Raw genomic sequence first — 12,669 nt, forward strand, 5'->3', positions numbered from 1 at the left:
GGTGTGTTGGCTGCCCTCATTCACCCCGCTCACTGACTGAGGTAAGTTCCCGAGGATTCATTCGATTGCCGCCTTCCTGCAACGCGAATTATTTCGGATATGTTTGTTTTTCGACCGACGATATGCACGAAATAGAACCCGCCGCCTCGGCGCATTCACTCAACGCATTCTTAAACCGTATGGAATTAGTAAGCTAATAAAAACGACAGAACTGTATTCAAAATGTGTAGATATATTTCTGCTTTGTTCGCCAATCATACACATAACGCTGATACATGGTCAACGCTAATATATTTTTAACATTACAAAGCTCCCAAAAATACAAAAAATATTTAAAAATCAATAAAATAAATAAAAACCAATGAAAAATAATTCAATTTTTACGGAAAATAACGCTTATACCGCTCGTGTTACAATTTCACAAAAAACGGGTGTTTTTTGCCTCTCTAATTTCGTTAGATTTAAAAACAATTAATATGCTAATTAAATTTAAGAATAAACCCATTATTCATGAGGAATATTTACAGTCATAACCGCCGATTATTTTCACACCGCAACATCACGTAAGTGAAACATTTCAGTACGATTTATGTCATGAAAGAAAAATAAAACACCGGCTGAACGCACAATAAAAAACCACATCACGCCGGATAGAAAAAATGTGAATCGTCACATATCCAAAAAAAAGAAGTGAGCGACCGACCCTGCGAATACGGGCGATGAAAAAACGTTTACGGTTTATTATTTCCCCGTGCAATATGAATCAAGAAAAATAAAAAAACGCGCTTTATGGAAAAATAGTTTCCGTTATTAGGATTAAATAAACCGTATTGTGGAACAGAGTGAAAGGCGCCGACAAGCATAGGAAACCCGGTCTGAACCGGGTGCATAAAAGCCATAAGTGAATGAGGAACATAAGGATGCAGCACAAGATGGCGGCCAGAAGAAACCGGGCGCTGCCGGATACGGTTAACGCACTGGTAACCGTTTTTCCACTAACGCAATCCACATCGCGACACCATGTGGAATAAGTGCGTCATTGAAGTCATAGCAGGCATTATGTAATGGGTGGGAAGGGGTTTCACCATCAGCACCCAGCCAGAAATAAGCGCCGGGACAGTGTTCGAGCATACAGGCGAAATCTTCCGAAGCCATAGACGGGGCGATATCCCAATGAACCTGCCCCTCGCCGCACGTTATTTGCGCTACCTCGCGAACGGTTTGCGCGACTCGGGCATCGTTGTGGGTCACCGGGTAGCCCGGAAAGTAACGAATGGCCCCGTTGACGCCGAACAGCGCGGGGACCTGCTCTGCAAATTGTGCAATCAATGTTTTCACCTGATCACGCGTTGAGGTTTGCAGACAACGCAACGTACCACGTAACACCACGGTTTCCGGAATCACGTTAATGGCTTCCCCGCCGGCTATCTGCGTAATGCTGATGACTACCGACGACTGAGGCGACAACAGCCGGGAAGGAATCGTCTGTAGCGACAGCACCAGTTGAGACGCCGCCATAATAGGATCGGCGCCGCTTTCCGGCATCGCGGCATGGCAGCTCTTGCCCGTCAGGGTAATTTCAAACGAATCCAGCGAAGCCATCATCGCCCCACTGCTCACGCCGACATGCCCGACAGGCAACCCAGGCCAATTATGCAAAGCATAAATGTCATCCATTGGGAAACGCGTAAACAGCCCTTCTTCCACCATCCGGCGCGCCCCGCCCAAATTCTCTTCCGCCGGCTGAAAAACGGCGTGCACCGTTCCGCTGAAACGTCGGGTTTCGCCAAGATGACAGGCGGCAGCCAGCAACATGGCGGTATGCCCGTCATGGCCACAGGCATGCATCACGCCGGAATGCTGTGATGTATAGGGTAGAGAACCCAGTTCAGTCACCGGCAGCGCATCCATATCGGCACGCAGGCCAATGGTCGGCCCCGGCCCGTTCTCCAGCGTGCCGACTACGCCGGTTCCCGCCAGCCCGGTATGGACCTGAAACCCAAACCGGGTCAGTAATTCGGCCACCATCTGAGATGTCTGATATTCCTGATACCCCAATTCCGGATTGGCATGCAATTTGCGGCGCCATTCAATAGCCTGCGTAATCAGTGCTGGAGAAATCCCCATACTTCCCTCCTCATTGATTCACACCTCGCCACATACGCGGGTGCCTGTCCCCGCTATATCCCAGCCGTTGTGGGGAATAACCTACTCTACCCCAGCCACCGGAACGGACAAAGATTATCTGCCTGACAATAAAGACACTTTGGGTATATCGCCGCGCTGGTATGCCTCGCAGGTGGAACGTATTACGGCAGATTTAGATATCAGGAAGAGTAGCAGATGATGACACCGATATCGCCGCACTGGTGGCAGAACTGGACGGCAGCGACACCGACGGCACGGACTGGGTGGCGACAATGCCGAGCAACATCATTTTGATCAGGCGAACGGGGTCGATAGCGGGGCGGCCATTATCGGCACAGTAAAGGTGAGAAACCGCGTCGCGGATGAATTCAAAACCAATGGCGGCATCGATGTGGCGCACAGATGGTCTTGGGGGACCAGCTCGTCCAGAATCACCATTTCAAACGGGTATTGCTGCGGGGCGGGCTCTCTGAGCATGGCGGTCAGTCCGTTTTTTGCACTGACCTTATTAGCTCAAAGTCCTGACCGTGAGGCCAGGACTTTGTCAGCAGTCTGTAGCTTTAAGAGCTTCAGGTATATTCTTGCAGTGGCCATTGAACGGATGCGTAGGCAATAAAAAAGCTGGGGGAAAAATTCCTCCAGCTCTAAATAGCTATATGGACACCCAGCACCTATCGAAGGACATCCTTACAATATCCCCAAATAGTTACATTAACGTATCAAAACTCAATTAGTGTAACCAATTGCGCACACTAAGCAACAACATTGACAAGAGGTCCATAAAGTCCTAAATTAAGAACATTATATGGATAAAATAGAGTTAAAGTAACCAAAATAGGTCTTTATAATGAAAGATATGACCGCTACAGCATTAGCAGAAGAGATCGGCGAAAGGCTAAAGCAAGCTCGACTAAATCGAGACCTCACTCAATCCGAAGTAGCAGCATTTGCTGGCATAGCACGTAAGACAGTTCTGAATGCAGAAAAAGGCAAAGTGCAACTCGATATCATGATTGCAATATTAATGGCATTAGACCTAACAGAGCAGATAGATCTCTTTCTCCCTAAACAAGAAATTTCTCCCCTACAACTGGCCAAATTACAAGGTAAGAAAAGGCAGAGAGCCTCTGGCCAACGCAGTAATAAAGATGAGGAAACCCCAGAATGGTAATGGAAGTCATTAAAATAACTTACCAAGACGATGTGGTTGGCGCAGTTAGTTTTGACACTGAGAAAGGGATCGGAGCATTTGAATACGATCCTAGCTTCGTAAAAAATGGCATCGAATTATCCCCGATCAAAATGCCATTATCGGCCCGAATTTATGGCTTTCCTGAACTAGATTTCAATACTTTTAAAGGACTACCAGGATTAATTGCAGATTCATTGCCTGATGACTTTGGTAACTCGGTTCTCAACGCATGGGTTGCAGGGCAAGGTCGTTCACCGAGTGACATTACGCCGCTACAACGCCTTCAATATACGGGAAAGCGAGGCATGGGAGCACTGGAATATGTGCCAGCTACAACGTTACGAAGTCTAAATGCTTCACAACAGGTAGAAATCCAATCGCTCGTTTCAATTGCACAAGAAATATTAGATTCACGAGGTAATTTTGAAGTAAAACTCAAAAAAAATGGCCAAGATGATCGGGAAACAATGATGTCTTTATTGTCTGTTGGCATGAGTGCCGGAGGAGCAAGACCGAAAGCAGTATTGGCATTTAATGAAGATTTTACTCAAGTTCGCTCTGGCCAAGCCAACGTCCCAACAGGTTTTACTCATTACCTGATGAAATTTGATGGCGTAAGTGAGCATAACAAAAACCAGGAAACCTTTGGTGACCCACTTGGTTATGGTGCAATGGAATTTGTATATCATTTGATGGCTAAGAAATGCGATGTCGATATGATGCCATGCCGCTTACTTCACGAAGGCAATAGAAGACACTTCATTACACAGCGATTTGATCGAATTAAAAATAGAAAGGTACACGTACAAACACTTAACGGTCTTGCCCACATTAACTATAAAAAGCCTGGTTCATTCTCTTACGCCGAATTATTTGGCATAGCCAGAAAATTGAAGCTTTCAGCTCTTGAGGCCGAGCAGCTTCTCAAACGCATGACATTCAATATCATTGCGCGAAATCATGACGACCATTCAAAGAACTTTGCTTTCATTCTGAAAAAAGACAAATGGTCTCTCTCACCTGCCTATGATTTAGCCTACAGTTACAAACCAGGCAGTAAATGGGTTAATAGTCATTGGATGAGTTTGAATGGCAAAAGAGACAACTTTACACGAAGTGATTTTTATAGCTTAGAAAAGCTAAGTTCATTTTTTAACAAAAGAAAGATCGACGATATTATTGATGCAACTATTGAGCACGTATCAAGTTGGCGTCAACTTGCACTGGAATGGGATGTACCAAAAACACTGATAGATGAAATACAAGAAAATTTGCGCCTCAACATTTGAGTAAGACCACGACAGATTTCGCTGCCGTGACGGCCACCGCGTGTTTCAGCTCATTTACGCTTATGAAGCCCGTAAGCCGGGTATTCAAGCGCAGATCACTGACATAGCCTTCAATGGTGCCGGGGTTCGCGATACCGCCAGAATACTGAAAATTGGCATTAACACCGTCATCCGGACTTTAAAAAACTCGCGCCAACGCGAATAACGTCCTCGCCCGTTGCCCATGCTGATGTGGCGCTTATCTGCGAACTTGATGAGCAATGGCGCTTCGTTGGCAGTAAAGCCCGGCAGCACTGGCTCTGGTACGCGTACAACACCAAAACAGGCGGTGTACTGGCCTACACGTTTGGTCCCCGAACCGATGAAATCTGCCGGGAGCTACTGGCACTGCTTACACCATTCAACATCGGCATGATCACCCGCGACGACTGGGGCAGCTATGGCCGGGAGGTGCCGAAAGATAAGCATCTGACCGGCAAAATATTCACCCAACGCATTGAGCGTAATAACCTGACACTGCGCACCCGCATTAAGCGGTTGACTCGTAAAACAATCTGCTTCTCGCGTTCAGTCGAGATCCACGAAAAAGCCATCGGAGCGTTTATTGAAAAACGCATGTTCTACTAATTGGATGCATTACCATCAAATCTAACCCGACGGGGGATTTGGGTAATACCGACCTCGCACCTCGGCGGAATTCATCCACCGGATAAACATACTCCGCCGCCTCAGCGCGCAAGATGCTGTCGTTGTTAAACGCCAGTCGGGTGCCGGCGTCTTTCAGGCCCGGCATGGCCGATGCCTGTTGCGCCAGATAGCGATCCTTACGCTGTAATACCGTCAGCGCTTCATCCAGCACCGGCAGTTCAGCGGTCGCGGCCCACTCCATCATGGCAGGCAGCAGCATCGGCGTGAGCGCCAGCAGTGGCGCGCGGCTTTTCGCTGACTGTTCCGCACAGGACTTCACCGGCGACTGGTAAGGCGTGTCGCCAATAATCACATCCCCGCTGCCTGCCGCCACCGAGCCGCCGCAGCCGATGGCATCACCGATACGGGCAGCCAGCTTACCGTTGATAATCACCGTGCCGGAACCGGCGGAAATCGCCCGGCTGTGCACACCGTGCGGCATGTTCGGACAGGGGCAGGCGTGCAGTAATACCGCATCGCCTTTACGCGCCGCCGGTTTGCCATTGATAATCACATCGTCACTGCCCGCAATCACCGGGGTGGCGGGAAAGCAGCCGTGACCGGCACAGCTATCCCCTAAACGTGCAGCTCCTGGCATGATGACTCCTTAACGCCGGTCCGGCGCATCGGGCAGCGTCGGTCTGGTGGGGGACTCGGGTTCGATGGACACCGGCGCAGTGCCCGCCCCGGCGGAGCCGCCGTCGTTGATTTTCACCAGCGTGCCGGAAATGGTGACACCCGCGCCGTCAATCTTGATAAACCCGCCGGGCGCTTTGATGGTCAGCGATTGTCCGGCTTCCAGCACGATGTCCGCGGCTTTGAGGTAACTGTCGGTATTGACCAACACGCGCTGATGGGCGCCGATTAAGGTCTCTTCCGAACCGGACAACGTGGTCTGGCGGCTGCCGTCAATACGGGTGATCTCGCCGCCACCGATAAAGCGCTTAAACAACTGGGTGATGCGTTGCACAAAATGACGCCCGACCGACTGGTGATGATCCTGACCAATCTGCTCAAAGTCATCCTGCCCGACGGTGCGATAGCTATGGCGGTCCACCCGTACTGACCACCGGCCCAGCCCTGACTGACCCGCACCCAGCAGGAGTTCTGGTCGTCGCTGGCACCGTAGCGGTCCCACGGGAACTGCAGCTTCACCTGGCCAAACTCGTCGCAGTAAATTTCTTCCCCCGCCGGGCCGACCACGGTGGCAATCTGCAGGCCGTCCACCCTCGGTTTGTACGGCAGCGCCGCCCGCCAGGTGGTGGTGCCTTTCACCACCTCGAAGCTGTTGCTGATGGTAGTCGGCTCGCCACCGCTCTCTTCTTCCAGCGCCTGCGGCTGCTGGCCGCTGTGGATCACCGCCACCACCTGCCAGGCCAGATTGAACGCCGGGTTCGGGAGTCGCTGATACCGGCTTCCTGCAACAGTTCGGTTATGATCTCATCCGGTTTTTGGGTCTGGAAGAGGCGGGCGTTGGTGCGCAGCCCCAGCCGCCACAACGCCGGGCGTACCTCGGCCTGAGAGCGGGTGCGGCGAAAACCGGTGTCGCCCTGGGCAAAGCGGCTGACGATACCGCTGACCCGGCGCTGCAGTTCGCCTTCGTACCACACCATCAATTCGCACGGCTGGTCCAGCACCGCGCCAAAGTCGATATCCGCCTGACTGCTGGCAAGGCTCAGCGACAGCGCAAACGGCTGGTTCAGCGCCTCGCTGAGTTCAAAATCCACCACCGCGAAGGTGGTGTCCGCCAATGCGCCGATTTTGACGGTAAACTGCAATCCTGTACTGTTGGCCACCCTGCTTCCTCCTTTCCCCGGCTCCATAGCTACCGCACACCCGGCCGGCGCCGTGCGTCAGTGCATTTATCACGATGAATGCGCCTGCACTCAGCGATGGGCGTACCATCGCTCAACACAGACTAAAAACAGAAAAACCCGGACCTGAGTCCGGGTAACGGCGTGATTACGCTTCGATCGGCGCGCGCCAGTCGTCGGAGCCGGAGGTCCCGGCCACGGTGTGTTCCCAGTCGATTTTGCGGTAGGCCAGCGACACTTCAATCAGCTGGGTGTAATCCTGCTTGGACGGGTCCTGGCAGTGCGGCATCTGGTTGTTGATGTCGACGATGGTGGCGTCGGTGAGGGTGGTGGTGAAGAAATGCTCCTGCTTGCCTTCGACGGAGGTGCGATACCACTTCAGGGTCACGGTCGGCAGCATTTCACCGGACGCCAGCGCGTTATACATCAGCGGTACGGCTTTGTTCAGCGCCACGGTGAACTTGAACGGTTTGTGCACGCGCTGACCGGCAGGCTGGCCGGACTGCGGGTCGGTCGGCACAGTGACGATGTGTTTGAATTCCTGCACCAGCATCTCGTCTTCGTGGCCCTGCACGTAGATATTGCCGACGGAATCGGACGTGAAGGCACCGGCGGTGATGTTGCCCTGGGTTTTCCCTTCGATGCTGATATAGCATGGAGTTGGCATGGTCTTGCTCCTTGTTGTTGAACGGTTAGTGTGACTTCACCGTTCATAAGGCAATGACCATGCCAACCTTTATTACATTGTTTTAAAAGGGAAAAGTAATATCGTCATTTTCCCTAAGTCAAATTTGAGCAAAAAATTGCGCAGACCTCGCGAAAAAACGGCATCCATTGCGCAAACAGGGATTCATGCTGGAAAGTGAGCAATAAATTGCGCAGATTTTGCATTTGTTCTGCACTGATTTAAAAAGTGAGCAAAACACCCCTTAAAAATGAGACATGAATCACAAATTGATTTTCTATGAAGATACCGCCTGCTGACTTTTCAAATTCACTTTTCTCCCATCGTGCCGTGATGTGCGCTGTGCCACAATGGGCCCACGGTATGGCATCCGCCATCGCACAGTCGACTTATAAGACAATCGCATTACAAGAAAGGAGTAAAGATGAGTTATGCACCTGGCGCTGGCTTGTCCGCCAGCGAGGCGCTGGACCAGTTGGAAGCGCTGTATGACAGCGCGGTCAAAGCGTTACGCACCGCAATCGGCGATTTTATTACTCACGGCACGCCACCGGATGCCGCCGCGCGCGCCAACGGGCTGTTTGTCTACCCGGAACTGCGCATCAGTTGGGACGGGCTGTCGCAGAAGCACAGCAAAACCCGCGCGTACGGCCGTCTTACCCACGGCGGCAGCTACCGTACCACGGTGACCCGGCCGCAGTTATTCCGTCACTATCTGGCGGAACAACTGGCGATACTGGAAAACGACTATTCGGCCACGATCGAAGTCGCGCTGTCGGACAAGGAAATCCCTTATCCTTATGTGATCGACGGTGCCAATCTGAAGCTGGATCGCTCAATGAGCGTTGCTCTGGCACAGCATTTCCCGACCCCATCGCTGGCGTTGATCGGCGACGAAACCGCCGACGGTCTGTTGCAGACCCTCGATCATTTCCCCCTGTCGCATTTCGACGCGTTACGTACCGATTTTTCGCTGGCGCGCCTGCGCCACTACACCGGCACCCGAGCCGAGCACTTCCAACCGTTCGTGCTGTTCACCAACTACACCCGGTATGTCGATGAGTTCGTGCGCTGGGCTTGCGATCAAATTACCGATCCTGCCAGCCCGTACCAGGCGTTAGCCTGTGCCGGCGGCGCGTTGATTACCGCCGAGACGGAGAACCCGCAGCAAGCGGTATCGGATCTGGCGTGGAAAAACCATCAGATGCCGGCCTACCATCTCATCGCACGCGAAGGGCGCGGCATCACGTTGGTGAACATCGGCGTCGGGCCGTCCAACGCCAAAACCATCTGCGATCATCTGGCGGTGCTGCGGCCGCACGCCTGGCTGATGATCGGCCATTGCGGCGGCCTGCGCGAAAGTCAGAGCATCGGCGATTATGTGCTGGCGCACGCTTACCTGCGCGACGACCATGTGCTGGATTCGGTACTGCCGCCGGATATCCCGATCCCCAGCATCGCCGAAGTCCAGCGCGCGTTATACGATGCCACCAAACAGGTCAGCGGTATGCCGGGTGAAGAAGTGAAACAGCGCCTGCGCACCGGTACGGTGGTCACCACCGACGACCGCAACTGGGAGTTACGTTATTCCGCCTCGGCGTTGCGTTTCAACCTCAGCCGGGCTGTGGCGGTCGATATGGAAAGCGCCACCATTGCCGCGCAGGGATACCGCTTCCGCGTACCTTACGGCACCTTGTTATGCGTATCGGACAAGCCGCTGCACGGCGAGATCAAACTGCCCGGTCAGGCAAACCGCTTCTATGAGGGGGCAATCTCCGAGCATTTGCAGATAGGCATCCGTACCGTTGATCTCCTGCGCGCCGAATCGGAACATCTGCACTCGCGCAAACTGCGCACCTTCAACGAACCGCCGTTCCGGTAAACCAGGCCGCTCCCGGATTAACGGGAGCGGTTACTGCCGTAACATTCTTACACCTGCGCCGGGTTGTGGCGGACAGCGTGGATGTTTTGCGCGTCACATACACCCGGCGCAACTGGTACAACGCCAGTCTTGCGGATTGACGGCCTGATAAAAAAAGCGGAAATAACACTCTTCAATCGGTACCTGATGTAATTCGAAACAGTCCGCCAGCCAATCGACATTTTCCAGAATCCAGTCATCTTCATCCAATCCATCCCGATAGAGCTCGTCATCCGGGTCGATAACCGAATAAATCCCCAATGTGCCCAGATGCTGCTCACGGTATTTCTCCGGCAATTCAAACACGCGCCCCTGATAATGAATTATCCAGTTACCATGACATAAAAGATTACCGCTCCGGCTCCATGATGCCGTGAAAGGATTAGGCATAATTTCTAAAACCCTATTCATATATACCCTTCATACTTCAAGTTGCAGGTGCGTTGGCTGCCCTCACTCACCCCAGTCACTTACTTGTGTAAGCTTCTGGGGATTCGCTCGATTGCCGCCTTCCTGCAACTCGAATTATTTTGGGTATAAAATAAATACAAACTTTCAATAAGTAACGAATAAATACAACGATACACACCCTTACAGAGCCCTGAGAAGAAGCCGGGCAATAAAGCCAACGCACCTGCAACGTGAAGGATAACGGTATAAATAATACCGTTTATCGGGATGAAAAAATATATGGATATAAACCTATAACCCCCAATGGGTAAATAATGAATTCATTGATGAAAAACAACGTATTTCCTATTAATAAAAAATTTCAGATTAATATCTGAATATGGATTATCCCCAATAGGCTTGTAGTTAGATGCGCCGGCAGGACATGGCGCCGTTGCGCGATGCTCTGGTATTTGGCTGGTTATCCACCGCCCCGTGTCGCCCGCAAGCCACACATCGACGGCCGGGTTGTGCGCGGCTGCAAAAAATTGATACACCGCAAACGTTTATTCACAGAATCGTTTTATAAAGGGTGAACCAGCCCACCCGGTGGGATGGAACAGCGGTTTCTGGTCTATGATGAAAAGGCCGTCACGTTGCCCGGCAAACGAGCACATGCCGGACGGATGTTCATGGCGAACCACTATGCGATTGACAGAAAGGAGAGCGTTATATGTCAGGCAGTAAAAAGAAAAAGAGCCCGATTGGCCTGGATGTGCAGCAGTCTGAAAAGATTGCCGCCAAACTGAACACCTTGCTGGCTAACTACCAGATTCTGTATATGAATGTGCGCGGTTATCACTGGAATATTTCCGGCTCGGCCTTTTTCGAACTTCACGCCAAGTTTGAGGAAATCTACAACGAACTGCTGTTGAAAATCGACGAACTGGCAGAGCGTATCCTGGCGCTGGGCGGACAACCGCTGCATGCCTATAGCGACTATTTGAAAGTGGCGGATATCAAAGAAGACGTCAATGCCACCGAGGGCAAAAAAACGCTGGAAGGGTTGCTGGCGGGTTATGCCGTGCTGCTGCAACAACAGCGGGAAATCCTGCCGCTGGCGGCGGAAACCAGTGATGAAGGCACCGCGTCGCTGATGACCGATTACATCAAAGAGCAGGAAAAACAGATCTGGATGTTCAACGCCTACCTGAAATAACCCCAGCCTGACACCTTATCAACACCCCGCCCGCTCAGGGCGGGGGCTTGTGCATCAACGGCGTTTACCGTACACCTTTCTACCGAACCCCCTTCTACCGAATACCAGAGTGACCCGCCTTACTTAAGGCAGCGTGACGATTTCAATCCAGTTGGCGCCTTTGCCCGTCGGGAAACGACCGGTCAGCGTCAGTTCACCGCTGGTTTGATTGATGCGATATACCGACAACTGATCGGATTTTTCACCGCTGGCGATCAGGTAACGACCACTGGGATCGATCTGGATACCGCGCGGCTGGGTTTCGGTGGGATAGCGCGTGACATAACGCAGTTGGCCGCTCTTGGGCGTCACCTGCAACAAGCTGAGGGTACTGCTGGTACGTTCGGACACATACAGGAAACGGCCGTTCGGCGTCAGCCGCAGGTCCGCGCTCCAGATTTTGGGGCGATTATCGATGCCCGGCGCTTTAGGGTCGACGGTACCGGGTTGCATTCCCGCGTCCGCCGGGAGGGCATCGGTATAATCCAGCAGCGTCAGCAATCCGGTCTTTTGATTCAGCAACAGACGCGCCACCTTGCCGGACAGCTCATTACTGACGTACAGCGTCTGGTTATCCGGCGACAGCACCAGATGGCGCGGCCCGTTGCCCGGCGGCAACGCCAGTTCGGCCGGAGAGTTAGGGGTCAATTGGCCGTTTCGGGCATCGAAACGGAACTGCTGTAGCTGGTCACTGCCCAGATTGCTGACCAGCACAAACCGGTTCTGGCGGTCGGCAATAATGCTGTGCGCATTCTTCCCGGTAGGCAGAACCTGCACCGCTTCAGCGCTGACGCGGCCGTCTGCCGCAATCGGGCTGACCGCCACCTTGTTGCCGCCATAGGAGGCGCTGAACAGCCAGCGTCCGGTGCGGTCGGTGGAAATATACGCCATGCTGTCCGGCAACGGCGCCGTGCCGGCCGGACTCAATACGCCGGTTTTTCGGTCGATGGCGTAACCGGCCAGTGTATAGGGCTTGCTGCGTACCGCGGCATACAGGTGGCGCTTGTCCGGGCTGAGCGCCATCGGCATCACCTGCGGGCCGGCGGTTACCGAGCCGGTAGCGGTCAACTGGCCGTTTTGGGTATTCAACGTATAGGCGCGAATCTCCCCGTCCCCCGCCGCCGATACGTATACCGCGGTCACCGCCGATGACGCCAGCGGCCACAAGCTTGCCGCCAGCAGCGCCGCCATACCGCCCCATGTGGTGAGTCTTACCTGCTTTGTCATATTTTTCCCCTGATTGTCTTGCGGTGATCCGCTTATACGTCAATTCGCCCAATAAATT

The 12,669-nt window shown here is 52.7% G+C and carries 9 protein-coding genes and 4 pseudogenes; 5 read left to right on the top strand and 8 right to left on the bottom strand.

The window, feature by feature from the left end; translation table 11 throughout:
- Positions 1 to 969 precede the first annotated feature (969 nt).
- Both DCH402_RS13995 and DCH402_RS21535 read right to left on the bottom strand, forming a co-directional pair.
- Positions 970 to 2,127, bottom strand: coding sequence for a M20 aminoacylase family protein (locus tag DCH402_RS13995; protein WP_040001781.1), 1,158 nt, complete (start codon positions 2,125 to 2,127; stop codon positions 970 to 972).
- Between the two features lie 295 nt (positions 2,128 to 2,422).
- Positions 2,423 to 2,625, bottom strand: a pseudogene (locus tag DCH402_RS21535) (transposase); the annotation flags it as partial.
- A 370-nt stretch (positions 2,626 to 2,995) separates the two neighbouring features.
- On the opposite strand from DCH402_RS21535, the gene DCH402_RS14005 reads away from it, so the two are divergent.
- The 3 genes and pseudogenes from DCH402_RS14005 to DCH402_RS22035 form a co-directional block, all read left to right on the top strand.
- On the top strand, positions 2,996 to 3,319 hold the full coding sequence (locus DCH402_RS14005; protein WP_040001784.1) for a helix-turn-helix transcriptional regulator: 324 nt from the start codon (positions 2,996 to 2,998) through the stop codon (positions 3,317 to 3,319).
- A complete protein-coding gene (locus DCH402_RS14010; RefSeq protein ID WP_040001786.1) occupies positions 3,313 to 4,629 on the top strand; it encodes a type II toxin-antitoxin system HipA family toxin in 1,317 nt (438 codons plus the stop codon). Before DCH402_RS14005 ends, DCH402_RS14010 begins: the two co-directional genes overlap by 7 nt.
- A gap of 10 nt (positions 4,630 to 4,639) precedes the next feature.
- Positions 4,640 to 5,256, top strand: a pseudogene (locus DCH402_RS22035) (IS1 family transposase); the annotation flags it as partial.
- 13 nt (positions 5,257 to 5,269) lie between these two features.
- On the opposite strand, the pseudogene DCH402_RS14025 reads toward DCH402_RS22035, so the two are convergent.
- From DCH402_RS14025 to DCH402_RS14035, 4 genes and pseudogenes are all read right to left on the bottom strand, one after another.
- Positions 5,270 to 5,914: pseudogene (locus tag DCH402_RS14025) on the bottom strand (PAAR domain-containing protein); the annotation flags it as partial.
- 9 nt (positions 5,915 to 5,923) lie between these two features.
- On the bottom strand, positions 5,924 to 6,373 hold the full coding sequence (locus DCH402_RS23145) for a hypothetical protein (protein WP_050583317.1): 450 nt from the start codon (positions 6,371 to 6,373) through the stop codon (positions 5,924 to 5,926).
- A pseudogene (locus DCH402_RS23150) lies at positions 6,361 to 7,112 on the bottom strand (contractile injection system protein, VgrG/Pvc8 family); the annotation flags it as partial. The pseudogene DCH402_RS23150 and the gene DCH402_RS23145, both read right to left, overlap by 13 nt.
- 166 nt (positions 7,113 to 7,278) lie before the next feature.
- The gene (locus tag DCH402_RS14035; RefSeq protein ID WP_040001792.1) at positions 7,279 to 7,797 is read right to left on the bottom strand and encodes an Hcp family type VI secretion system effector; all 519 of its coding nucleotides are present in this window, start codon (positions 7,795 to 7,797) and stop codon (positions 7,279 to 7,281) included.
- Between the two features lie 442 nt (positions 7,798 to 8,239).
- Here DCH402_RS14035 and DCH402_RS14040 point away from each other — a divergent pair, with 442 nt between their 5' ends.
- Positions 8,240 to 9,697 (top strand): AMP nucleosidase, encoded by a 1,458-nt coding sequence (locus DCH402_RS14040; RefSeq protein ID WP_040001794.1) that lies wholly within the window; start codon positions 8,240 to 8,242, stop codon positions 9,695 to 9,697.
- Between the two features lie 93 nt (positions 9,698 to 9,790).
- Here DCH402_RS14040 and DCH402_RS14045 read toward each other — a convergent pair whose 3' ends face one another.
- Positions 9,791 to 10,126: a hypothetical protein gene (locus DCH402_RS14045; RefSeq protein ID WP_027712649.1), complete on the bottom strand. Its 336-nt coding sequence runs from the start codon at positions 10,124 to 10,126 to the stop codon at positions 9,791 to 9,793.
- A 733-nt stretch (positions 10,127 to 10,859) separates the two neighbouring features.
- On the opposite strand from DCH402_RS14045, the gene DCH402_RS14050 reads away from it, so the two are divergent.
- Complete coding sequence (locus tag DCH402_RS14050; RefSeq protein ID WP_040001797.1) at positions 10,860 to 11,345, top strand: Dps family protein; 486 nt, start codon at positions 10,860 to 10,862, stop codon at positions 11,343 to 11,345.
- Between the two features lie 123 nt (positions 11,346 to 11,468).
- Here the strand turns inward: DCH402_RS14050 and DCH402_RS14055 are convergent, their stop codons facing one another.
- Positions 11,469 to 12,611: a lactonase family protein gene (locus DCH402_RS14055; RefSeq protein ID WP_040001798.1), complete on the bottom strand. Its 1,143-nt coding sequence runs from the start codon at positions 12,609 to 12,611 to the stop codon at positions 11,469 to 11,471.
- Positions 12,612 to 12,669: the final 58 nt, after the last annotated feature.

This window comes from Dickeya chrysanthemi NCPPB 402, from assembly GCF_000406105.1.
In the GTDB taxonomy this organism is placed as follows: Bacteria; Pseudomonadota; Gammaproteobacteria; order Enterobacterales; family Enterobacteriaceae; genus Dickeya; species Dickeya chrysanthemi.

Bases quoted from the DNA above. Each gene is read 5' to 3' on its own strand.
- DCH402_RS14050 (WP_040001797.1), top strand. From the start codon at position 10,860: ATGTCAGGCAGTAAAAAGAAAAAGAGCCCGATTGGCCTGGATGTGCAG.
- DCH402_RS14045 (WP_027712649.1), bottom strand. From the start codon at position 10,126: ATGCCTAATCCTTTCACGGCATCATGGAGCCGGAGCGGTAATCTTTTA.
- DCH402_RS14055 (WP_040001798.1), bottom strand. From the start codon at position 12,611: ATGACAAAGCAGGTAAGACTCACCACATGGGGCGGTATGGCGGCGCTG.
- DCH402_RS13995 (WP_040001781.1), bottom strand. From the start codon at position 2,127: ATGGGGATTTCTCCAGCACTGATTACGCAGGCTATTGAATGGCGCCGC.
- DCH402_RS14005 (WP_040001784.1), top strand. From the start codon at position 2,996: ATGAAAGATATGACCGCTACAGCATTAGCAGAAGAGATCGGCGAAAGG.
- DCH402_RS14010 (WP_040001786.1), top strand. From the start codon at position 3,313: ATGGTAATGGAAGTCATTAAAATAACTTACCAAGACGATGTGGTTGGC.
- DCH402_RS14035 (WP_040001792.1), bottom strand. From the start codon at position 7,797: ATGCCAACTCCATGCTATATCAGCATCGAAGGGAAAACCCAGGGCAAC.
- DCH402_RS14040 (WP_040001794.1), top strand. From the start codon at position 8,240: ATGAGTTATGCACCTGGCGCTGGCTTGTCCGCCAGCGAGGCGCTGGAC.